Origin of the sequence: Methylocystis sp. ATCC 49242, assembly GCF_000188155.2 — a bacterium.
GTDB lineage: Bacteria > Pseudomonadota > Alphaproteobacteria > Rhizobiales > Beijerinckiaceae > Methylocystis.
In genome coordinates this window covers 3,079,780-3,101,059 of record NZ_KE124774.1, presented here as the reverse complement: position 1 = coordinate 3,101,059, position 21,280 = coordinate 3,079,780, and the positions used below count along the sequence as shown (strand labels likewise).

18 protein-coding genes are annotated in these 21,280 nt (G+C 66.5%); 10 read left to right on the top strand and 8 right to left on the bottom strand.

Annotated features, from left to right (window positions below; genetic code table 11):
- The first annotated feature begins 33 nt into the window (after positions 1 to 33).
- Together prfB and MET49242_RS17125 are read left to right on the top strand one after the other, a co-directional pair.
- A protein-coding gene (gene prfB / locus MET49242_RS17130) for a peptide chain release factor 2 (RefSeq protein WP_144259671.1) occupies positions 34 to 1,165 on the top strand; the annotation gives its coding sequence in 2 pieces (ribosomal slippage) (positions 34 to 102 and positions 104 to 1,165; 1,131 coding nt in all).
- A 208-nt stretch (positions 1,166 to 1,373) separates the two neighbouring features.
- Entirely contained in the window at positions 1,374 to 2,945 is a 1,572-nt protein-coding gene (locus MET49242_RS17125) for a hypothetical protein (protein ID WP_036284711.1), read from the top strand.
- A 6-nt stretch (positions 2,946 to 2,951) separates the two neighbouring features.
- On the opposite strand, the gene MET49242_RS17120 is transcribed toward MET49242_RS17125, so the two are convergent.
- From MET49242_RS17120 to MET49242_RS17110, 3 genes are read right to left on the bottom strand one after another with little or no spacing between them, the layout of a single operon-like run.
- Positions 2,952 to 3,347 carry a PIN domain-containing protein gene (locus MET49242_RS17120; protein ID WP_036284708.1) on the bottom strand — a complete coding sequence of 132 codons (396 nt, stop codon included), beginning with the start codon at positions 3,345 to 3,347 and terminating at the stop codon, positions 2,952 to 2,954.
- Between the two features lie 4 nt (positions 3,348 to 3,351).
- Complete coding sequence (locus tag MET49242_RS17115; RefSeq protein WP_036284705.1) at positions 3,352 to 3,597, bottom strand: antitoxin; 246 nt, start codon at positions 3,595 to 3,597, stop codon at positions 3,352 to 3,354.
- Between the two features lie 44 nt (positions 3,598 to 3,641).
- Positions 3,642 to 5,135 (bottom strand): M23 family metallopeptidase, encoded by a 1,494-nt coding sequence (locus tag MET49242_RS17110; protein WP_051134278.1) that lies wholly within the window; start codon positions 5,133 to 5,135, stop codon positions 3,642 to 3,644.
- 217 nt (positions 5,136 to 5,352) lie between these two features.
- On the opposite strand from MET49242_RS17110, the gene MET49242_RS17105 reads away from it, so the two are divergent.
- On the top strand, positions 5,353 to 5,670 hold the full coding sequence (locus tag MET49242_RS17105; RefSeq protein ID WP_036284701.1) for a hypothetical protein: 318 nt from the start codon (positions 5,353 to 5,355) through the stop codon (positions 5,668 to 5,670).
- Between the two features lie 21 nt (positions 5,671 to 5,691).
- Complete coding sequence (gene msrA, locus MET49242_RS17100) at positions 5,692 to 6,348, top strand: peptide-methionine (S)-S-oxide reductase MsrA (protein WP_036284698.1); 657 nt, start codon at positions 5,692 to 5,694, stop codon at positions 6,346 to 6,348.
- A gap of 1 nt (position 6,349) precedes the next feature.
- On the opposite strand, the gene mepA is transcribed toward msrA, so the two are convergent.
- Positions 6,350 to 7,252 (bottom strand): penicillin-insensitive murein endopeptidase, encoded by a 903-nt coding sequence (gene mepA, locus MET49242_RS17095; protein WP_036284695.1) that lies wholly within the window; start codon positions 7,250 to 7,252, stop codon positions 6,350 to 6,352.
- Between the two features lie 150 nt (positions 7,253 to 7,402).
- Between mepA and MET49242_RS17090 the strand changes: the two genes are divergently transcribed.
- The 6 genes from MET49242_RS17090 (at position 7,403) to MET49242_RS17065 (ending at position 13,848) form a co-directional block, all read left to right on the top strand.
- Positions 7,403 to 7,987, top strand: a complete 585-nt coding sequence (locus MET49242_RS17090; protein ID WP_036284693.1) for a L,D-transpeptidase — start codon at positions 7,403 to 7,405, stop codon at positions 7,985 to 7,987.
- 164 nt (positions 7,988 to 8,151) lie between these two features.
- Entirely contained in the window at positions 8,152 to 9,648 is a 1,497-nt protein-coding gene (locus MET49242_RS17085; RefSeq protein WP_036284690.1) for an NAD(P)/FAD-dependent oxidoreductase, read from the top strand.
- Positions 9,645 to 10,085, top strand: coding sequence for a GtrA family protein (locus tag MET49242_RS17080; RefSeq protein WP_051134277.1), 441 nt, complete (start codon positions 9,645 to 9,647; stop codon positions 10,083 to 10,085). The genes MET49242_RS17085 and MET49242_RS17080 overlap by 4 nt, the downstream gene beginning before the upstream one ends.
- Entirely contained in the window at positions 10,082 to 11,902 is a 1,821-nt protein-coding gene (locus tag MET49242_RS17075; protein WP_051134276.1) for a hypothetical protein, read from the top strand. The genes MET49242_RS17080 and MET49242_RS17075 overlap by 4 nt, the downstream gene beginning before the upstream one ends.
- A gap of 36 nt (positions 11,903 to 11,938) precedes the next feature.
- Positions 11,939 to 12,922: a hypothetical protein gene (locus MET49242_RS17070; protein WP_036284687.1), complete on the top strand. Its 984-nt coding sequence runs from the start codon at positions 11,939 to 11,941 to the stop codon at positions 12,920 to 12,922.
- Positions 12,919 to 13,848, top strand: a complete 930-nt coding sequence (locus MET49242_RS17065) for a heparan-alpha-glucosaminide N-acetyltransferase (RefSeq protein WP_036284684.1) — start codon at positions 12,919 to 12,921, stop codon at positions 13,846 to 13,848. The genes MET49242_RS17070 and MET49242_RS17065 overlap by 4 nt, the downstream gene beginning before the upstream one ends.
- A gap of 85 nt (positions 13,849 to 13,933) precedes the next feature.
- Here MET49242_RS17065 and trpB read toward each other — a convergent pair whose 3' ends face one another.
- From trpB to MET49242_RS17045, 4 genes are all read right to left on the bottom strand, one after another.
- Positions 13,934 to 15,172, bottom strand: a complete 1,239-nt coding sequence (gene trpB / locus MET49242_RS17060) for a tryptophan synthase subunit beta (RefSeq protein ID WP_036284681.1) — start codon at positions 15,170 to 15,172, stop codon at positions 13,934 to 13,936.
- 197 nt (positions 15,173 to 15,369) lie between these two features.
- Entirely contained in the window at positions 15,370 to 16,008 is a 639-nt protein-coding gene (locus tag MET49242_RS17055) for a phosphoribosylanthranilate isomerase (protein ID WP_036284678.1), read from the bottom strand.
- A 31-nt stretch (positions 16,009 to 16,039) separates the two neighbouring features.
- Positions 16,040 to 17,452 carry a mannose-1-phosphate guanylyltransferase/mannose-6-phosphate isomerase gene (locus tag MET49242_RS17050; RefSeq protein WP_036288517.1) on the bottom strand — a complete coding sequence of 471 codons (1,413 nt, stop codon included), beginning with the start codon at positions 17,450 to 17,452 and terminating at the stop codon, positions 16,040 to 16,042.
- 116 nt (positions 17,453 to 17,568) lie between these two features.
- Positions 17,569 to 20,625 (bottom strand): helicase-related protein, encoded by a 3,057-nt coding sequence (locus tag MET49242_RS17045; protein ID WP_036284676.1) that lies wholly within the window; start codon positions 20,623 to 20,625, stop codon positions 17,569 to 17,571.
- Positions 20,626 to 21,280: the final 655 nt, after the last annotated feature.

Sequence of the window (21,280 nt, the reverse complement as noted above, 5' to 3'; positions counted from 1 at the left end):
TCGCTCCCCCGTTCCACCGAAAGACAAAGACAAATGCGCGCCGAGCCGCTTGCGCTGAAAGAACAGATCGAGCAGTCCATGGGACTGCTGAGGAGGCATCTTTGACGTCGAGACCGCGCAACGCCGTCTCGCCGAGCTGAACGTCAAGGCAGAAGACCCCAATTTCTGGAACGATCCCGACGAAGCGCAGAAGCTGATGCGCGAGCGCACCCAGCTCGAGGAGCAGATGGGCGCGATCGACAAGCTGTCACGCGACCTCGAGGACGCGCTGACGCTCGTCGAACTCGGCGAGGAAGCCGGCGACGAGGACACCGAGAAGGAAGGCGTCGAGGCGCTCAAGGCCGTGCTGAAAGACGCCCAGCGCCGCCAGATCGAGGCGCTGTTCTCGGGCGAGGCCGATGGCAACGACACCTTCATCGAGATCCATTCCGGCGCCGGCGGCACCGAGAGCCAGGACTGGGCGCGCATGCTGTTCCGCATGTACGCCCGCTGGGCCGAGCGCAAGAAGTTCAAGGTCGAGGTGATCGAGGAGACGGCCGGCGAGGAGGCGGGCATCAAGTCCGGCACGCTGCTGGTGAAGGGCCACAACGCCCATGGCTGGGCCAAGACCGAATCCGGCGTGCATCGCCTCGTGCGCATCTCGCCTTTCGACTCCAACGCCCGCCGCCATACGAGCTTCGCCTCGGTCTGGGTCTATCCGGTGGTCGACGACCGCATTGAAGTGAACATCAATGAGTCGGACTGCCGTATAGACACGTATAGATCGTCGGGCGCGGGCGGCCAGCACGTCAATACGACGGACTCCGCCATCCGTATCACCCATATCCCGACCGGCATCGTCGTCGCCTGTCAGGCCGAGCGCTCGCAGCACAAGAACCGCGCCACCGCATGGAACATGCTGCGCGCGCGTCTCTACGAGCTCGAACTCGAAAAGCGCGAGGCCGAGGCCAACAAGGCCGCCGCCAGCAAGACCGACATCGGCTGGGGCCACCAGATTCGCTCCTACGTCCTGCAGCCCTATCAGCTCGTGAAGGACCTGCGCACCGGCGTCACCTCCGGGACGCCGTCCGAGGTGCTGGACGGCGAGCTCGACGACTTCATGCAGGCGTCTCTCGCCCAGCGCATTTATGGCGGCGGGCCAGAGAAGGTCGAGGACGTCGACTGAGACGAGGGGCGCGCGTCGCCCCTTTTCTCGAAATCCTCCCCTTGAAAGTCGACAATCGACCGCGCCAATGGCCGCGGTCAAGACAATCGCAATTTTTCGCCCCTAGCATCCCGTCATCAACTTGACCTCGACATTTTGCGGGGATCGAGGGCTGCGCGGGCGCGGATGTCGCGACAGGCGCTCCCCCGCCGGTTTTCAGGGTGGCGCGATGACCGAGGAGCATATTTCATTTGCGCGCGGGGTCGCCCTCGCGCCCTCATTCGCCGCCCTGCGCGGCTTGCGCATCGTCAATGCGCATCTTGTCTCGATCGCGCTCCTTGCCGTCGTCCTGCCGCTGGCGATCTTCGCCGCGCATCTGGAGCCGATCCCGGCGATCATCCTGCTCCTTGCGGCGGGTCTTCTCGTTTTTCGGTTGAGTTTCAGCTGGGCGCCCGGCGCCCTGCTTTCGGCGCGGATCGACTGGACGAGCCTCGGCGGCTGCCTCCTGCTCGCCCTCGCCCTTTGCCTCGTCAGCGGCGAGGCTCACCTCTTCTTCAGCCCCTATGACTGGTTCGTGCGCGACGCGGTCCTGTCGGATCTCGTGGCGAACAAATATCCGGTCTTCTATCATTATCAGGGCGCCGACTTCCTCATGCGCGCGCCGCTGGGCATGTATATGTCGCCAGCGGCCGTCGGCTGGTCCTTCGGCCTGCGCGCCGCCCATTTCGCCCTGCTGGTCCAGAACGCCTTTCTGCTCGGGACGATCCTCTATCTCTCCGCGGAGCTCGTCGGCGGCGCCAAGCGGCGCTTCATCGTCCTGCTGCTGCTCTTCAGTCCCGTGGACGTCGTCCCCCATCTCGCCGAAAGCGTCATCGACTATTTCGGGACGGGCGCCTTCGTTCTCAGCCCGCATCTGATGTTCTGGAACAGGCTGGTCTTCTACTGGGGCCAAATTCCGTCCTTCTTCTGGGCGCCCAATCACGCGCTTGCGGCCTGGCTCTTCGCGGTGCTGCTGTTCCTCGAAATCCGGCGCGAGATCGATATTGCGTTCCTCGGTCTCGCCTTCATCGTCCTGCTGTTCTGGTCGCCGCTCGCGATGATCGGCGCGCTTCCGTTCTTGGCGTGGCGCGTCATCCGCAGCCTGTCGCCGGAGCTCGTCAGCAGGCGGAATGCGCTCGCTCTGGCGGCGGCGCTGTGCCTGCTGCCGCTGGCCTATTACCTCAGCCTCGACGCCGGCCGCGTGACGCGGGAATGGATGTTCCTGCGGCCCGATTTCTGGGGCTGGTATCTGTTGCTGCTCGTCTTCGGCCTGCCGCAGGCGTGGATTCTGCTGTCGCGCTGGCCGGATGTCGCCGGCTGGGCGAGAACGGCCGTCGCAATCGCGATCGCCCTGCTGATCGTCATGCCCTTCTACCGGATCGGCGTGACCGTCTCGGACAATGACATGACGATGCGCTGCGCGCTCGCGCCCTGGTTCATCCTCGGCTTCGGCTTCAGCGGCGCGGCGCAGCCGATCATGGACCGCGGCAAGGCGCTCGGCGCCCTGACCTTTACGCTAATTGCGCTTTCGGCCTTCACGGGCCTTTTCGAGATCCGGCGCGGCCTTTCCGACCCGGCCTACGCCATCAACGACTGCAACCTGCTGACGGCGACGGAAAAGGTCACGCCCGGCTTCCCGATCTCGAACTATCTCGCCCATATCGAGAAGGCGCCGGGCTGGTTCGTGCGCGACACGGGCGTGCGGCTCGCTGTCGAGCGGCGGCTGTGCTGGCCGGGCTATCCCTTTCTCGACAACAAATAGCCCGCCTCAGCCGGGCCAGACCTCGAGCCGGAGGTCCGGCACGTCGTCGAAATGCCCGGCGTCGCGCGTCACGAGCGTAAGGCCGAGGGCGAGCGCCTGCGCCGCGACCATGCGGTCGAGCGTGCGGCGGCGTTTGGGTTCGATCCCTCGCAGCAATCTTCCGTAGATTTCCGCGGCCGCGCGGTCGAAGGGCAATATGTCGATATTGCCGGCGATGAGGGCGATGTTCTCGGCGAGCCGGCCGTCCTTGCCGGCGGTGGCGGCGCCGGCGAGCAATTCGGCGTAGGCGACCGCCGAAATAGCGACCTCGCCGATCGAAAGCCGCGACAGTCTGTCGAGCGTCGCGGGCGCGCCGGAGGCGGCGGCGATGGCGACGGACGCATCGAGCAGATAGCGCGCCACCCGCCTATTCCTGCGCCCCGCCGCCCCAGTCGCGCCGGGGCGGCCTGAACTCCGGCCGCTCGACGGCGGCGGGCGCGGGAGCGGCGCCGAGCCGCGCCACGAGCGCCGGCATGTCTAGGCGCGCGGGGCTGACGACGAGGCTCTCGCCCTGACGGGTGACGATGACCTCCGCGCCCTCCGCGAAGGCGATTTCGCGCGGCAGCCGAACCGCGAGGCTATTGCCGGATTTGAAGATTTTGGTCGTCGCCATTGGGGAACGGTCCCACGTGGCGCGCACCATGTCAATACTTGTATTTACTGCAGGACACCGCCCAGCGCCGAGGCCGCTCTCAGGAAGCGCGAAGGATCGACCGCCTCGCCATCCATGCGCACCTCATAGTGAAGATGCGGGCCGGTCGAGCGGCCCGTGGAGCCGACGCGGCCCACGAGACCGCCGGGCGGGACCTGCTGGCCGGGCGCAACGGAAATCGCCGAGAGATGCGCGTAGCGCGTGGACAATCCGCCGCCGTGGTCGATCTCGACCATATTTCCATATCCGCCCTGGGGGCCCGCCACGCTCACCACGCCGGCCGCCGTGGCCCGCACCGGCGTTCCATACTCATCGCGCAGGTCGACGCCGCTGTGCAGCGCCGGACGGCCGAAGAAAGGGTCGGTTCGATAGCCGAAGGTCGAGGTCATTTGCAATTCGCCGGCGAGCGGCTTGCGCAGCGGCGTCGTCGGCAGCGCGCGGCGCAGGCCGTCGAGCGTCGCGACGGCGCTCTGGGCGGCGGCGAGATCGCGCTCGAAGAGACCGCCGGGCATCCTCGGATCGGCCGCGACGAAGGGGCCGCCCACCGCGCCGGGCGCATCCTTTCGCCTCGCCCTGGCGACGTAGCGCTCGACCGGCAGACCGGCGATGTCGAACGCCCGGCGCAGCCTCGTCGCCGCCTCCAGCGCCGGACGTACGATGCCGGAGAGGCGGCGCGCCTGATCGCGCTCGATCCGGTCGAGCGACATGGCGAGACTCTCGAGCCGCGCCGTCATGGGCGCGTCCGGGTCGGCGGCGTGGGCGAGCGAGGTCGTCGGCGCGACGGCGCGGGGCGCGAGCGAGGTGTCGATCGGCGTCAGTTCGCCCCGGTTCGGCGCGGCTTCGGGCGGGGCCAGCGGCAGCGGCTTGCCCTCGAGCTCGCGGCCGAGGCGCAGGTCGAGCCCTTCCGGCTCCGGCTTGCCCGATCCGCCCACCGCATTCTCGTCGAGCGCGCTTTTCGGCGCCTTTGCCGCGGCGGCGGGGCCGGTCGCCGGCAAGGCGGCGCCTGCGGCCCTGGCGACCGGGGCGGCCCGATTTACAGCCGGCGCCAGCGTCTCCGCCCTTGCGGCGGGGGAGATCATCGTCACGCCGCCATCACGCGAAATCGTGCGCTCGACAAGCTGGGCGACGACGGCGGCGCGCGTTTCGAGCTGCGCCTGGCGCAGCACGAGGCTCTGCACCTTGCCCTCGACTCCGTCCTGATCGATGAACTGGCGGCTCGCGAGCTGGTCGAGACGCAGCCGCATGGCGGCGATGCGGTCCTCATAGGCGTATTGCATCTGCGTCTGGCGGTCGATCAGACCGGCGAGCAGATCGTCGCGAAATATCAGATAGCCGGCCGCGCCGACCGTCGCCGTCGCGACGAGGCCGACCGCAAGGGCGGCCATGACGACAGCGGCGCGCGAAATCTCGAAGCGGCGGCTGCGATGGCCCCCCGAGACCTCCACCACATAATCGCCGGACGTTTCGACGAAGCGATAGGACTGATCACGATTGCGCATATTCGATCCCGGCAGGGCGGACGCGCCCCGGTCACTCGGACCGGCGGACGCCGTCCGCGATTCCGGCGGCGCGCCACATGGCCCGAATGCAATCAAACTCCATTAAGGTTAATGCTTCCCGAAACTGCCAAGCTCGCGGCGTAACGGGCTTTTGCGGGCGCGCGTCCGCGCAAACGGCGCGTGGACATGCGGCTCCGGCGCTCTTATGATTCGCCCCATGCTGCGACTCCTGACCCGATTCATCGGCCTGTTGCTGCTCGCGGGGGGCTTCATCGCCCTCATCGTCGACGGCACACGATCGATCGCCGGCGGCCGGCTGCTGGTGACAACCCTGAACAAGGGGGCCTCCGAATTCTTTCCCGCGCTCTATCAGGGGCTGCAGAACGGGGTTTCGGAAAAATCCGCCTTTCTCTGGGACCCGGTCTTCACGACGCTGCTTTTGCTTCCGATCAGCGTCGCTTTCGGCGGACTGGGCGCGCTTCTCATCGTCCTCAGCCACAAGCAGGAGACGACGCCGCGCTATTGGCGCCGCTAGAGACCGCCTTATCTAGGCGGCATGTCCATCTTCGACCGACTCAATCTCTCAGGACGCCTCGGCCCGATTCCCGACCGGCCGACGCCCGTCGCCCATGGCGCGCGCCATTTCGTCAACGGCAATCCGCTCGATCCGCCCTTTCCGCTCGGGACGGAGCAGATTCTCTTCGGCATGGGCTGCTTCTGGGGCGCCGAGCGCAAATTCTGGCAGGCGGGCGAAGGCGTTTATGTGACCGCCGTCGGCTACGCCGGCGGGACGACCAAAAACGCCAATTATGAAGACGTCTGCACGGGACGCACCGGCCATGCGGAAGTGGCGCTGGTTGTCTACTACCCGGCCATAATTCCCATCGACGCGCTTCTGCGCCTCTTCTGGGAGAGCCATGACCCGACGCAGGGGATGCGGCAGGGCAATGACGTCGGCACGCAATATCGCTCGGCGATCTATGCGACGACGCCCGATCAGCTCGCGGCGGCCGAGAACTCGCGGGACATGTACCAACGCGTATTGACGAAAGCGGGATTCGGCCCGATCACAACGGAAATCAGGCCGGCGCCGCCCTTCTTTTACGCGGAGGAATATCACCAGCAATATCTCGCCAAGAACCCCGGCGGCTATTGTGGGCTCGGCGGCACGGGCGTCTCCTGCCCGGTCGGGACAGGCGCATCCGCCGCCTGACCTATTCCGCCTTCAGGACCTCCTGGCAGGCCGGCGGCAGTTTCGCCATGGTCATGGGCGGCCAGCTCTTGGTCGACTTCTTTGGATGGAGCGCCTCGTCGGTGAACCACCAGGCAAGCGACGAATCGCAGCCGTCGCCCGAAGGCGTCGGGTCCTGATCCTTGCAGCTCGAGCCGTCCGGACAGAACAGGCGGATGTGGAAATGGTAATTGTGCCCCCACATGGGGCGCACCTTGCGCATCCATGATTCGCCGGCCGCCTCGCGGCACATCGCGCGCTTGATTGCGGCGTTGACGAATATGCGCTGCACCTTCGGCTCCATCGCCGCGGCGCGAATCACGGCGAGATGGCCTTCGCTCCACACATCCGGCCGCACATCGAGAAGGTCCTCGCGCACGACGTCGGTAGCTGACATTTCCTCACGCTCGGCGCGGGTCAGCTCGCGATTCGGCATGGGCGTCAGCCAGATGTCGGCGTCGAGCCCGATCTGGTGCGAGGCGTGGCCGGTGAGCATCGGACCGCCACGCGGCTGCGAAATGTCGCCAATGAGCAGACCCGGCCATCCCGAGGCGCGCGACGCCTTGGGCGCGAAATGCTGCAGGAAGGAAATGAGCGCCGGATGGCCCCAATTGCGATTGCGGGAGAGGCGCATCACCTGCCAGTTCGGACCGTTGACGGGTAACTGCTCGGCGCCGGCGAGACAGCCGCGCGAATAGAAGCCGATCGGATCGGGATCGAGCGGCGCAGCCGCGCGCGCGCGGCCGAAAAGCTCCTTGGCCGGCGTCGCGGGATCGGAAGGATTCGCGAGCGGCGGCAATGGCCTGGGATCGAGCGTGCCCTTGTCCTGAGCAGCCGCAGTCGCGGTCATCATCAGGAGCGCCGCGGTAATCGTCAATGCCCGCATAGTGGAACCATCTCCAGGACTTCGTTTCGACAGCGTTGAAGCGGCTTCTTTCCTGATCCTTGCCAGTCAACCTTAATGATCTATTTACATTGCCGAGTAATCACGATTGAGCCACAATCTTCGCAGTGACCGTTGTGTTGGAGTAAAATCATGCGTTTGAAACTTGTCATTTTGGCGCTCATGGCCTTTTTTGCGTCGATAGGCCTCGCCTATGCGACCGTCCGCATTCACGTCGATCTTTCCACCCAGACCATGCATGTCGACTCCTCGACGGGCAGCTATACATGGCCGGTGTCAACGGCGCGCGCCGGCTACTCCACGCCGCGCGGCTATTTCGCGCCGACGGGCCTGCAACGCATGCATTATTCGCGCAAATACCACATGTCGCCGATGCCCTATTCGATCTTTTTCCGCGGCGGCTATGCGATCCACGGCTCCTATGCGACGGGCTCGCTCGGCCGCCCCGCCTCGCATGGCTGCGTGCGTCTTGCGCCCGGCAATGCGGCGACTCTTTATAACATGGTGCAGAACGAAGGCGGCAGCATCTCGATCACCGGAACGCCTCCCGGAGGCGGCGCGCGCTACGCCGCCAGATCGTCGAGCCATCGTCACTACGCGGGCCTGCGGCGCGCACATCAGAATCGCGCGCTCGCCTACGCCCCGCTGCGCCGCCATCACCACGACGGCACGGTGCGCGGCTGGCAGGCGCATCCCTTCTCGCCGGGCTTCTTTTGAGAGCCGCGACGCAGTGAACCGGTCTGTCGCCCAAACGTAAACGTGACTGTAAGCGCGTTGTTAACCGCTCTTCGCCATAGTCCGAAGCGAGAGCGGAGCCATTGTGGGGCCGCTGGAGACGAGGGTCCGCGCAACCGCTGCGCGGGTCCGATTTCAGGGCCGACATGGGCGACATTATCGAAACCATCATCATCGGCGCCGGCCCGGCCGGGCTGACTGCAGGCTACACGCTGGCCAAGCATGGCCGGGACGTCCTGGTGCTGGAGCAGGACCCCGTTTACGTCGGCGGCATTTCGCGCACCGCGAGCTACAAGGGGTTCCTCTTCGACATCGGCGGCCATCGCTTCTTCTCCAAGTCTAAGGAGATCGTCGATCTCTGGAACGAAATCCTGCCCGATGATTTTCTCGAGCGGCCGCGCCTGTCGCGCATCTATTACCGCGGCAAGTTCTACGCCTATCCGCTGAAGGCCTTCGAGGCGCTGAGGAATCTCGGTCTTGTCGAAAGCGCGCTGTGCATGGCCTCCTTCGCCTACGCCAAGGCCTTTCCGGTGAAGGAGCCGCGGACCTTCCATCAATGGGTTCGCAACCAGTTCGGCGAACGGCTCTTCGGAATATTCTTCAAGACCTACACCGAGAAAGTGTGGGGCATGGGCTGCGACGAGATTTCCGCCGACTGGGCGGCGCAGCGCATCAAGGGCCTGTCGCTCGGCGCCGCGATCATCGACGGGCTGCGCCGTTCGCTCGGCCTGCGCAAGGGGGAAGCCGGCGCGAAATCGCTGATCGAATCCTTCCGCTATCCGCGCCGCGGCCCGGGCATGATGTGGGAGGCCGCCGCCTTCAGCATGCAGAAAATGGGCGGGCGCCTGCTGATGGGCCGCAGCGTCGACGCGCTGCATTACGACGAAGCGTCGAAGCTCTGGACCGTGCGGGCCACGCGCGAAGACGGCGAAAAGGAAAGCTTCCGCTCCCGCCATGTGATGTCCTCGGCGCCGATGCGCGACCTCATGAACGCCATTGAACCGAAGCCCCTGAGCCTCTTCAACGCGCGCGACCTGAAATATCGCGACTTCCTCACCGTCGTGCTGATCGGCCGGCCGCAGAAGGAGTTGCCGGACAATTGGGTCTATATCCACGATCCCAGCGTGAAGGTCGGCCGCGTGCAGAATTTCCGCAGCTGGTCGCCGGAGATGATCGCCGACGGCGTCTCGACATGCCTCGGACTCGAATATTTCTGCTTCGAGGGCGACGGCCTCTGGTCGTCGTCCGATGAAGACCTCGTCGCGCTCGCGAAGGAAGAGATCGGCAGGATCGGCCTGATGAATCCGGACGACGTGAACGACGCCTGTGTGGTGCGCCAGCCCAAGGCCTATCCGGTCTATGACGACGCCTATGCGGCGAATGTCGAGACGATCCGCCGCGAGATCGCGACACGTTTTCCGACGCTGCATCCGATCGGCCGCAACGGCATGCACAAATACAACAACCAGGACCACGCGATGATGACGGGCATGCTGACCGCGCTCAACATCATTCGCGGCGAGGAAACCTTCGACGTCTGGCGGGTGAACGAGGACGCGGAATATTCGGAGGCTGGCGTCGAGGGCGCGCATGAGGCGCTGTCGAGCGAACGCCTCACGCCGCGCAAGGTCGCCGCTGCATGAGCATCGCCGACGCCCTGCTCACGCGCGCGCCGGCGCGCCGACTCGTCGTCGATCTGGTGAAATATGGTTTCGCGAGCGCTGCGGCGCTGACGCTCGATTTCGCCACGTTGATGTTTTTATACAAGGCGCTCGGGATCAATCATCTCGTCGCGGCGGCGATCGGCTTTCTCGCCGGCCTCGCGCTCGTCTATGCATTGAGCGTGCGCTATGTCTTCGTCGACCGGCGCCGCCTCGACGCGAGAGCGGAAATCGCGGGCTTTCTTGTCACCGGCCTCGCCGGGCTCGCGATTACGGAAGGGCTCATGCATCTTCTCGTCGATTACGCCTGCGTCTCCGTGGCGCTCGCCAAGGCTCCCACGGCGGGCTTCGTCTTCCTGTTCAATTTCACGGCGCGCCGCGCGCTGCTGTTCTCGGCGCCGGACAAGGCCGTCCGATGAGCGCGTTCGCGGCTCGGGGCGGCCTCGCGCATGCGAAGCCATTGAGCGAGCGCGGCGCGTTCATTGCGACGCTGGTCTTCTCGCTTTTCGTCGCGGTCGCGCTCTCCTTCCCGCGCGCGGAAATCGTCTGGCGCACAGGCGCCTTTTTCGATTCCGACGACGCGATGCGCGCGGTTCAGGTGCGCGACTTTCTCGCCGGCCAGAAATGGTTCGATCTTTTCGCGCATCGTCTCGATCCGCCATACGGATTGCCGATGCATTGGTCGCGCGTCGTCGATGTTCCGCTCGCCGGATTGAACCTCTTCTTCATGCATTTCCTTTCGCCGGAATATGCGGAGCGCGCGACGCGTCTCGTCTTTCCCTTCGCGCTTCTCGGCCTCCTGCTCGCGTTGATCGGCTGGCTCGCCTCGATCCTGTCGAACGCCGCCGCGCGCCTGACGGCCGTTTGGCTCGCGCTTCTTTCCGGCGCGATGTTCCTGCAATTTGCGCCGGGACGCATCGACCATCATGCGCCGCAGATCGTGACGCTCGCCGCGACGCTGGGGTTATTCCTGCAGGGACTGGATCCGCGCCGCGCCGCGCGTCTCGCCGTCGCCGCCGCGCTGATGGCGCTTTCGATCTCGATCAGCCTCGAGAATCTGCCCTTCTTCGTCATGATGATCGCAGCGCTGCCGCTGCTTTTCGTCAGCGACGGCGAGGCGGCGCACGCGCAGCTTCTGTGGTTCTCCGCCGGCGCGCTCGGCGCTTTTCCCTTGCTCTACGCCGCCACCGTGCCGCCCGCCGGCTATTTCACTTCCGCCTGCGACGCTTTTTCCTTCGTGCATCTCGCCGCGACGCTCGTCGGCGTCATTGCGCTGACGGCGCTCGCGCTTTTCGCTTCCCGGCTCGCGACGCGCGCGCGCTTCATCGCGGCCGCCTTCGCCGGCGCCGTGACGCTTGCGAGCGTCAATCTTATCGCGCCGCATTGTCTCGGCGATCCGCTCGGCGGGCTCGATCCCTTGCTGCGCGATCTTTGGCTCTCGCATGTCGTGGAGGCGAAGCCGCTGCTCTCGCTTTACGCGACCGCGCCGGGCGCCGTCTTCGCGACGGCGGTCCCCGTCGGGCTCGGTCTCTTCGCCGCGCTTTTCTTCGCCTTTCGCGCGCATGGCGTGGCACGCCGCCGCTGGCTGCTCCTCGCGGCCTGCGTCGCGGCGGGCTTCGCGGCGGGTCTGTGGCAGATGCGCGTCTTCACTTCGGTGACGCCGCTCGCCATGGCGCCGCTCGCCGCCGCCATCGTCGCCGCGGCGAACCGGCTCTCGGCCGACGTCAGCTCCGCGTTGCGCGCGGCGCTCATCGCGTCACTGGCCGCCTTCGTCTCCCCCATCGGCCTCGCGCTGGCGCTGCCGTCGCCGGAAGATCCGGACGCCGGCGCAGAGCGCGCCTGTCTTGCGCCGGACGTTCTCGCGCCGCTGGCCGAGCTGCCGGCGTCGCGCGTCGTCGCCTCCTTCGATCTCGGCGCTCATATCTTGGCGCATACGCCGCACAGCGTTTTCGCCGCGCCCTATCATCGCGACAATCACGGCAATCGCATCTCGGCCGACGCCTTCCTCGCGCCGCCCGATAAAGCGGAAGCGCTGCTGCGCGCTGCGGACGCGCAACTCGTGGTGTGGTGTCCGCGCGCGAAAGCGCCGTCAGCGCTGGCGACGGCGGCGCCCGACGGGCTCGCCGCCATGCTCGCGCGCGGTGAAGCTCCTGCGTGGCTGGAGCCCGTGAAGCTTGGCCATACATCTCTCCTTGTTTTCGCCCTGAGGCCCGTGGAAAAGATGTCGGTCAACTGACGGGCGCCTGCGCGCCGCCACGCGAGGACGGGAATTTTGACAACCACATTCGACCGCCGCCGGTTTCTTCTGGGAGCCGGGGGACTGGCGCTCGCGGCGCCCGCCTTCGCACAGCCGGGCGCGCAGGAATCGAGCGACGAATTGCAGGTGCGCGTCGAGAACAATTCCGTTCCCGAGCTCTGCGCCGAGAAGGACAATATCGAGCTCGACTTCATTTCGCCGCGCGTGCGCCACATGCAGATACAGGCGGTGCATCCTTCCTACATCAACACCATCCAGTCGGACCGATGGGCGCCGGACTGGTCGAGCTGCGATCTCTCTCCCGACCCGAAGTTCTTCTCCCAGTCAAGGCGGCGCACCTTCTGGGAAACGCCGGAATTCTGGCTCACCGGCTACACATTCCCCTCGTTCTGGCGTCCCAACGACGTGCCGGTGCGCGTTGGCGACAAGGTCGAAAAAGGCCTGCACATGATTCAGGTCTGGATGTGGTATCGCGAGCGCGCCGAGGAGATCATGGCGATCTACCCGCCGGACGGCTATTGGCGCGGCCGTCCTCTTCCCTTCGAGGACATGCGCTGGACCGCCTATGGCTCGTCCTTCCTCGTCGGGCCTGTGGAGATGCAGGAGCGCCCGATCGTCGATCTCGACGAACTCGTCTTCGAGCCGGCGACGCGCACATTCGTGCTGAAGTTCCGGCGAGGCGGAGAAGCGCGCATCACGGTGAAGGGCGCGGATCAGGATCGCCTCACGCTCGACGTCTCCTTCAGCGACGCCATGCCGGGCGGGCGGCCCTTCGCGGCGCTTCGCTCGATGTATACGATGGAGACGATGAGCGACGCGGCGATCGTCGGCTGGCGCAACAAGCGCGGCAAGGGGTGGGAGGAGTCGCCGGTGATCGACTTCAAGGGCGCCAGCGCCACCGAATTCTGGGTCGGCCGCCACTTGCCGTCGCGACATAATCTCTCGGCGCCCGACATGGTGTTCAGCAGATTCCGCGGCGAGGCGGCGGCGGAGAAATGAGCGCGCGTCCCCGCTGGGGCGCGCTCGACGCGGCGCGCGGCCTCGCCGTCGTGGCCATGGTCGTCTTTCACCTGATCTGGGATCTGGGGCATTTCGGCCATATCGCCGCGAGCATCCCCTGGTCGGCGCCCGTGAAGGCCTTTGGCCACGCCATCGCCTTCTCGTTTCTGTTCATCGCCGGCGTGTCGCTGGTTCTGGCGAATGAAGATCACATGCGCTGGCCCGCCTTCTGGCGCCGTTTTGCGATCATCGCCGGCGCTGCGGCGCTGGTGAGCGCGGGGACCTATGCGATCTTTCCCGCCGCCTTCGTGTTTTTCGGCATATTGCATTGCATCGCGGCGGCGAGCCTCGTGGCGCTGCCCTTCCTGCGCGGGCCGTGGTTGCTCGCGGCCGCGGCGGGCGCGTTCTTCTTCGCCGCGCCGCATGTGCTGGCGTCGCCGGCCTTCAATTCAAACTGGCTGCAATGGCTCGGCCTCTCGACCACCGAGCCGCTGACGCAGGACTGGCGCCCGCTCTTTCCCTGGGCCGGCGCGCTGCTCCTGGGCGTCGCGGCGGCGAAGGCGCTCCCGCTTCCGGTCCCGGCCGGGGGGCGTGAGGACAGGCTCCCGCGGGCGTCAGCCGCGCTGAAATTCCTCGGCCGCCATAGCCTGCTCATCTATCTCGCGCATCAGCCAATCCTGTTCGCGGTCTTTTCGATGCTCGCCTTCTTCTCGCCGGCCCCGGACGAGACGGCGGATTTCGTCGCCGCCTGCGAAACCTCCTGCCGCGCCGACGGCGCCGGTCAGCAATATTGCCACGACGCGTGCCTGTGCACGGCGCAGGAGGCTTTGCGGACCAAAGCGCTCGCGGGCGCGGCGGATGACGCCGAGCGCGGGCGAAGGCTCAACGCCATCGCCCGACGCTGCATGGGGAATGGAAAAAAGTAGCCCCGGCTTCTCTCGCCATTGCGAGCGAAACTCGCGCGCCGAAATGGCGAAGACGCCCCCGCGCCAGCGCGAGGGCGATCCGTGCTCACATACCGCCGAGATGCTCCGCGACGGTAAAAATATCCTTGTCGCCGCGGCCGCACATGTTCATCACCATGATGTGATCCTGCGGCTTCTGCGGCGCGAGCTCGAAGACCTTGGCGAGCGCGTGGGAGGGCTCCAGCGCCGGGATGATGCCCTCGAGCTTGGAGCAGAGCTGGAAGGCGTCGAGCGCCTCCCTGTCGGTCGCGCTGATATATTTGACGCGGCCCGACTCGTGCAGCCATGAATGTTCCGGCCCGATGCCCGGATAGTCGAGGCCCGCCGAAATCGAATGGCCTTCGAGAATCTGGCCGTCATCGTCCATCAGCAGATAGGTGCGGTTGCCGTGCAGCACGCCGGGGCGCCCGCCGGTGAGCGAGGCCGCATGGCCGTTGGGCACATTGATGCCGTGACCTGCCGCCTCGACGCCATAAATCTCGACCGAGGGATCGTCGAGGAAGGGGTGGAAGAGGCCGATGGCGTTGGAGCCGCCGCCGATGCAGGCGACGAGCGAATCGGGAAGCCGCCCCTCCATCTCCTGCATCTGCGCCTTCGTCTCATTGCCGATGATGGACTGGAAGTCGCGCACCATGGCCGGATAGGGATGCGGGCCCGCCGCCGTGCCGATGCAGTAGAAGGTGTTCGAGACGTTGGTCACCCAGTCGCGCAGCGCCTCGTTCATCGCGTCCTTCAGCGTACGCGCGCCGCTTTGCACGGGCACCACCTCGGCGCCGAGCATCTTCATGCGGAAGACATTGGGCTTCTGCCGCTCGACGTCGACCGCGCCCATATAGACGACGCATTGCAGGCCGAATCGCGCGCAGGCGGTGGCGGTGGCGACGCCATGCTGGCCGGCGCCCGTCTCGGCGATGATGCGCTTCTTGCCCATGCGGCGCGCGAGCAGGATCTGGCCAAGCACATTGTTGATCTTGTGCGCGCCGGTATGATTGAGCTCGTCGCGCTTGAAATAGACCTTGGCGCCTTTGCCGGGGTCGGCCTTTTCGCGCACATGCTCGGTGATGCGCTCGGCGAAATAGAGCGGGCTCGGACGGCCGACATAATGCTTGTGAAGACCCGCGAGCTCCTCGTGGAAGGCGGGATCGTTCTTCGCTTCCTGATAGGCCTGTTCGAGATCGAGCACGAGCGGCATGAGCGTCTCGGCGACGAAACGTCCGCCGAAAATGCCGAAACGGCCGTTTTCGTCCGGGCCGGAGCGGAAGGAGTTGGGAAGCGGCTTGGTCAAGGGGGCGTTCCTCTTTGCGAGCCTGCGCCCCCTCCCAAACCCTCCCCAGCTCACGCGGGAGAGGGAGTCGGGCCGCAGCCTTCATCGACGCTGCTGGTTGCGAGCGTCCCCTCTCCCGCAAGGCGGGGGAGGGACAGGAAGGGGGCGAAAGCGGCTATGCGTCTCTGCGGAAACCTTTAGAACCTTCCGGCCCCAAATCAAAGCGCCCGGACGGCCTGCGTGAAGGCGTGAATCTTTTCGACGTCCTTGACGCCCCTCTCGCGCTCAACGCCCGACGACACGTCGACGGCCGGAGCATTGGTTCGCCGCAGGGCTTCGGCGACGTTTTCCGGGTCGAGCCCGCCCGAGAGCATCCAGTGTTTCGCGCTTATGTTGCTTAGCAAATCCCAGTCGAAAGTCACGCCGGCGCCGCCGGGAACCGCGGCGTCCGGGGCGGGTTTGGCGTCGAAGAGAAGAATGTCGGCTGCGCCTTCATAGGCGCGAGCGGCCTCGACGTCGTCGCGGGTTGCGACGCCAATCGCCTTGATCACGGGCAGGCCGAAGCGCTCCTTCACCGCGCGCACGCGCTGCGGCGACTCGCGCCCGTGCAATTGCAGCATGTCGGGCGCGAGCGCCTCGACGATTTCCGCGAGCGACGCGTCGTCCGCGTCGACGGTCAGCGCCACCTTGCGGATGCGCTCTTGCGCGATCAGCCCGAGTGTGCGGGCCGTTTCCAGATCGATGTTCCGGGGGCTTTTCTCGAAGAAGACGAAGCCCGCCATGTCGGCGCCGGCGGCGATCGCCGCCAGAAGCGTCTCGGGGCTGGAGAGGCCGCAGATTTTGACGAGGATCGGCAAGATCAACTCCAGGCTCGCGGGGCCGTCCCGTTTATCCCCGGTTATACACGTCCTCGAAGCGGACGATGTCGTCTTCGCCGAGATAGGAGCCGGTCTGCACCTCGATCAGTTCGAGGTCGATCTTGCCGGGATTGGTGAGACGGTGCTTGCAGCCGATCGGCAGATAGATTGATTCGTTCTCGTGGACGAGATGGATTTCGTCGTCCCGGCCGACCTCCGCCGTGCCGCGCACCACGATCCAGTGCTCGGCGCGGTGGAAATGCTTCTGCAGCGACAGCCGCTCGCCCGGCTTCACGACAATGCGTTTCACCTGATAGCGCTGGCCCTCGTCGATGCCCTGATAATAGCCCCAGGGACGGAAGATGCGCTTGTGCTGTCCGGCCTCGCGGCGGTTCTCGGTCTTGAGCTGGTCGACAAGCTGCTTCACCTGATCGCCGTGCTCGTGACTGAGCACCAACACCGCGTCCTGCGTCGTCACCACGATCACGTCGCTGACGCCGACAACGGTCGTGAGCGTGTCCTCCGAGCGGACATGGACATTGTTGGCGTCCATGACGACGGCGTTGCCGCGCACGGAATTGCCGGCGGCGTCGCGCTCGGAAAGCTCCCAGACCGCGCGCCAGGTGCCGACGTCCGACCAGCCGATGTCGGCCGGGATGAGCGCGGCCTTGTCGGTCTTCTCCATCACCGCATAGTCGATGGATTTTTTCGGCGCGCGGGCGAAGGCCTCGGCGTTGAGCACGAGGAAGCCCAGATCGTTCTTCGCGCCGTCGATCGCCGCCTCCGCCGCTTCGGCGATATAGGGCTCGAAATGCGCGATCTCCGCCTGCATGACGTCGGCGCGGAAGATGAAATTGCCGCTGTTCCAGAAATAGCCGGCGTCTATGTAGCACTGCGCCGTCTCGCGGTCGGGCTTCTCGACGAAGGCGTCGAGCTTGAGCACTTCTCCGTCGGGATGGATCGGCGCGCCGGGGCGCAGATAGCCATAGCCGGTGGCCGGATGGTCGGGCTTCACGCCGAGCGTGACGATATAGCCCTCGGCGGCGGCCTCTCCGGCCTTCTTGCAGAGTTGCACCAAGCCTGCGCGGTCGCGCACGACATGGTCGGCGGCGAGCACCACCACCACCGTGTCCGGCGCGCGGCGCGCGGCGATGCCGGCGGCGACGGCGACGGCGGGGCCGGAGTCGCGGCGCGACGGCTCCAGCACGATTTCCGCCTGCGCGCCGATTTCACGCAGCTGATCGGCGATGAGGAAGCGATAGTCGATGTTGGAGATGACGATGGGCTTCTCGAAGGCCGGATCGGCAAGCATCATCATCGTGGTCTGGAAGGTCGAGCGCTCGCCGACAAGCGGGATGAACTGCTTGGGCAAGGTTTCCCGCGATTCGGGCCAGACTCGCGTTCCCGAGCCGCCGCACATGATCACGGGCTGAATTTTTCTCATCAGACACCCTCTCGCGGCCTTCCGCGCGCCGGTCACGCGCACGGCGACGGCCAAAATAGGTCAATCCGCCCGCTTCTTGGCAAGATTTTGGCGAGCGCGGGGCGACCCGCCCCGTCTCAGCTCTTGCCTTTCTTCTCCAGCTCCGCCTTCAGGGCCGCGAGTTTCGCGAAAGGCGAATCCGGATCCGGCTGGCGCTCGCGACGCTCGGGGGCCGCGAAGCCGCCGCCCGGACGGCGATTGCGATCGTCGCGCGGCGGGCGTTGCTGATCCGGACGCGGCTTGTCGAATCGCGGCCTGCCGGCGGGCCGGGCGCCCGCCTCCTTGCCGCCTTCGGGACGCGGCCGGTCACGGCGCGGCTGGCGCTTCTCGCCCTCGGCGCCCTCGCTTGTCCGGGGGCCGCGCTGCGGCGCGCCCTGATGGCGACGCGGGCCGGCGTGGGCGTGCCTCTGCGGCGCCCAGACCTCGATCATGGCCGGCGCCTCGGCGGCGGTTTCTTCGGCGGCGACAGGCTCCCCGGCCGCTTCCACGGCGGACGCCTCTTCGACGGCCGGTTCGGGCGCAGGGGCTTCGGCCGCGGGGGCCGTTTCGGCTTCGGGCGTTTCCGGCGGCATTTCGGCGGCGGCTTCCTCGCCCGCCACGGACTCCTCCGCCGGTTTGGCGGCCAGCGGCTCGGTCGAGGCGGCCGGCACCAGCGGGACGGTGATGGCCGGACCCGGGCGCTGCGACGCGGCGTAGCCGAGCGATTTCAGGATGGAGGAAAAAGCGTCGCCCGAACATCCGGTGAGCGAGGTCATCGCCACCGTGACCACGAAACCGTCGCCATCCGCCGCGCCGGCCGGGGGCTCGCCGGCGCTGACGCCGGGGCGATAGGCGATCGCCGGACGGATGAGATCGGCGAGGCGCTCCAGAATGTCCACGCGCACGACCCTGTCTCCGCACACGCGGAAGCCCGCGGCGCGATAGAAGCCCTTGGGGATCGAATGGTCGGCGGCGAAGGAGGTGCGGCCGGAGGCGGCGAGATGCGGGACTTCCTCGAGCCCCTTCACATTGTCGAGTCCGCCGTGATGAAGCGCCCAGAGAAGCGAGGCCAGCGTGCGCGGCGCGGGCTTCAGCAGCAGCGGCAGATAGATGTGATAGGCGCCGAAGCGGACGCCCAGTTTGCGCAGCGCGCCGCGGTCCTCCTGCGAGAAGCCCTTGACCTCCTTGGCGACGCGGGCGCGATCGAGAACGCCGAGCTCTTCGGCGAGCTGGAAGGCGACGCCGCGCGTCACGCCCTCGAGGCCCTCGCCCTTCTCCAGCTGCTCCAGCGGCCCGAGCAGTTTCTTCACATGCTGGGCGAGCCAGAGATTGAGGCGCTGCTGAACTTTCTCCAGCGCCGCGCCCGAAAGCTGCTCGTCGGCGAGGATTCGGGTGGTGGGCGCCAGGATTCCGGCGCCGGCGGCGATTTTCGCGACCGGCTCGCCGAGCCAGCGGATGGTTCCGTCATTGGCCAGCGCGAAGGCGTCGTCCACGGCGTCGAAGACCCGAGTGGCGCGCGCCTCGAACTCTCCCGCCAGAGCCTTCTGCGCCGCGGCGTTCAGGGCCTTGGCGGCTTCGCCCGCCGCGCCCGGGTCGGGCGTGAAGCGAAAACCCTGGAGGCTTCCGACATGCTGGCCCTCGACCAGAACGTCGCCGGCGGCGTTAATTTCGGCTTCTAGCATCGCATTCTCTCTCAGGCGGCGCATCAGCACGCTGGTGCGGCGATCGACGAAACGCTGGGTCAGTCGGTGATGCAGCGCGTCGGACAGGCTGTCCTCTACCCGACGCGCGACGCTCTGCCAATGCTCACTGTCATCGAGCCAGCCGGAACGGTTGGCGATGAAGCTCCAGGTGCGAACCTGCGCAAGCCGGTTGGAGAGCGTGTCGATGTCGCCGTCGACGCGGTCCACGGCCGCGATCTGCTTCGCCATCCAGTCAGCGGGAATCCTGCCGCGCCGGGCCGTGAAGCCGAAAATGGTCAGCGCCAGCTCGTAATGCGCTGCGGGAGAAGTCTTGCGGTAATCGGGGATCTGGCAGGCTTCCCACAGCCGGGCGACGTCGGCGGGCGTCTTGGCGTTGCGCCGCGCCGTTTCGTCGCGACTCGCCGCCTCGAGGGCCAGCTGGTCCACGGCGATGGGGGCGCGGGTGAAGCGGGGATGTCCCGGCGCCTGATCGAGCGAGTTGGCGAGGGATTCGATCGAGGAGAAGTCGAGTTCGCTGTTGCGCCACTGAAGAAGCGCCACCGGATCGAAGCGATGATCCTCGAGGGCCTCGATCAGCTCCTCGTCGAAAGGCGGGCAGCGGCCGGTCGCGCCGAACTGGCCGTCGCTCATGTGGCGGCCCGCGCGTCCGGCGATCTGGCCGAATTCGGCCGGCGTCAGACGGCGATAACGCCAGCCGTCGAACTTCCGGTCCGACGCGAAGGCCACATAATCCACATCGAGATTGAGCCCCATGCCGATGGCGTCGGTGGCGATGATGTAATCGACGTCGCCGGACTGGAAGAGCTCGACCTGAGCGTTGCGCGTGCGAGGCGAGAGCGCGCCGAGCACCACCGCCGCGCCGCCCCTCTGGCGCTTGATCCATTCGGCGATGGCGTAAACCTCCTCCGCCGAAAAGGCGACGATCGCCGTGCGCGGCGGCAACCGCGAAATCTTCCGGTCGCCCGCGAAAGTGAGCCGCGACAGGCGCGGGCGCGAAAAGATCGGCGCGCCGGGAAAAAGCTCGCCGATCAGCGGCGCCATGGTGTCCGCGCCGATGAGCAGCGTCTCCTGCCGTCCGCGCCAGCGCAGCAGCCGATCGGTGAAGACATGGCCGCGGTCGAGGTCGGCGGCGAGCTGGATCTCGTCGATGGCCAGAAAATCCACCTCTATGTCGCGCGGCATCGCCTCGACGGTGGAAATCCAGTAGGCCGGGGCGCGCGGCTTGATCTTCTCCTCGCCGGTGATGAGCGCGACGGCGTCGCTCCCGACCTTCGCCACGACGCGATTATAAACTTCGCGCGCGAGCAGCCGCAGCGGCAGACCGATGACGCCCGTGGGAAAGGAGAGCATTCGCTCGATGGCGTGATGCGTCTTGCCGGTGTTGGTGGGGCCGAGCACCGCCGTCACGCCCGAGGCGCGGGCGGAACGGCTTCCCGGCGGGAGCGGCGCCATGATTCTTATCGTCACTTCACTCTACCGCCCGGACTTCAAAAGCTGCGCCGTCTCATATCGGAACTTCGCCCGGCGCGCGACTTTACCCTTTGAACAGCCGGCGAACGAATCGCGCCCGAATCGCTGACTTGGCGCGAGTCACGCTCTGTTCCGACATCATATGGTGTTTCGCGACGCGAGACACACGATCCATTGCGTTTTGCGGGCTCGATTCGGACATTTGTTCAGCACGAGCGCGCGGACTCCGCCGGCCGCTTCTGTCAATGAGGAAGAATCGCCTCGCCCGAGCGACGCCGTTAACGGTCGGGATCAAGCGCGAACGCAGGGGGCACGAATCAGCGATCGCGCAAGGTTGTCGCCCCGTTCGCGCAGATATTGCGGCTGATTCGAGAAGCGGCCGCAGCATCTGGCGCCCGCTCCGCCCGCGAAATGGAGAAGGGCGCGGCGGCAGTCCGGCGGTCATTAACGAGACGTCCCGATAAGGGACGAAGCCGCCGCGGCGATTGCACGGCGCGCGAATCGCTTCCCGCGCCTCGAGCCGGCGAAAAACGATCCGAAATGGTTAACGCGCCGGGCGGCCGGCGACGCTCTACCGCCCGCGAAACCGGAAACTTGGCCGCTGATAGCCAACCGTTAACTAGACAATTCGATAATG

What these genes read in the sequence shown, in the direction of transcription:
- MET49242_RS17050 (WP_036288517.1), bottom strand. Translation starts at nt 17,452, where the DNA reads ATGAGAAAAATTCAGCCCGTGATCATGTGCGGCGGCTCGGGAACGCGA.
- MET49242_RS17125 (WP_036284711.1), top strand. Translation starts at nt 1,374, where the DNA reads ATGACCGAGGAGCATATTTCATTTGCGCGCGGGGTCGCCCTCGCGCCC.
- MET49242_RS17065 (WP_036284684.1), top strand. Translation starts at nt 12,919, where the DNA reads ATGAGCGCGCGTCCCCGCTGGGGCGCGCTCGACGCGGCGCGCGGCCTC.
- MET49242_RS17110 (WP_051134278.1), bottom strand. Translation starts at nt 5,135, where the DNA reads ATGCGCAATCGTGATCAGTCCTATCGCTTCGTCGAAACGTCCGGCGAT.
- mepA (WP_036284695.1), bottom strand. Translation starts at nt 7,252, where the DNA reads ATGCGGGCATTGACGATTACCGCGGCGCTCCTGATGATGACCGCGACT.
- MET49242_RS17085 (WP_036284690.1), top strand. Translation starts at nt 8,152, where the DNA reads ATGGGCGACATTATCGAAACCATCATCATCGGCGCCGGCCCGGCCGGG.
- MET49242_RS17080 (WP_051134277.1), top strand. Translation starts at nt 9,645, where the DNA reads ATGAGCATCGCCGACGCCCTGCTCACGCGCGCGCCGGCGCGCCGACTC.
- MET49242_RS17105 (WP_036284701.1), top strand. Translation starts at nt 5,353, where the DNA reads ATGCTGCGACTCCTGACCCGATTCATCGGCCTGTTGCTGCTCGCGGGG.
- MET49242_RS17115 (WP_036284705.1), bottom strand. Translation starts at nt 3,597, where the DNA reads ATGGCGACGACCAAAATCTTCAAATCCGGCAATAGCCTCGCGGTTCGG.
- MET49242_RS17075 (WP_051134276.1), top strand. Translation starts at nt 10,082, where the DNA reads ATGAGCGCGTTCGCGGCTCGGGGCGGCCTCGCGCATGCGAAGCCATTG.
- MET49242_RS17090 (WP_036284693.1), top strand. Translation starts at nt 7,403, where the DNA reads ATGCGTTTGAAACTTGTCATTTTGGCGCTCATGGCCTTTTTTGCGTCG.
- msrA (WP_036284698.1), top strand. Translation starts at nt 5,692, where the DNA reads ATGTCCATCTTCGACCGACTCAATCTCTCAGGACGCCTCGGCCCGATT.
- MET49242_RS17045 (WP_036284676.1), bottom strand. Translation starts at nt 20,625, where the DNA reads ATGGCGCCGCTCCCGCCGGGAAGCCGTTCCGCCCGCGCCTCGGGCGTG.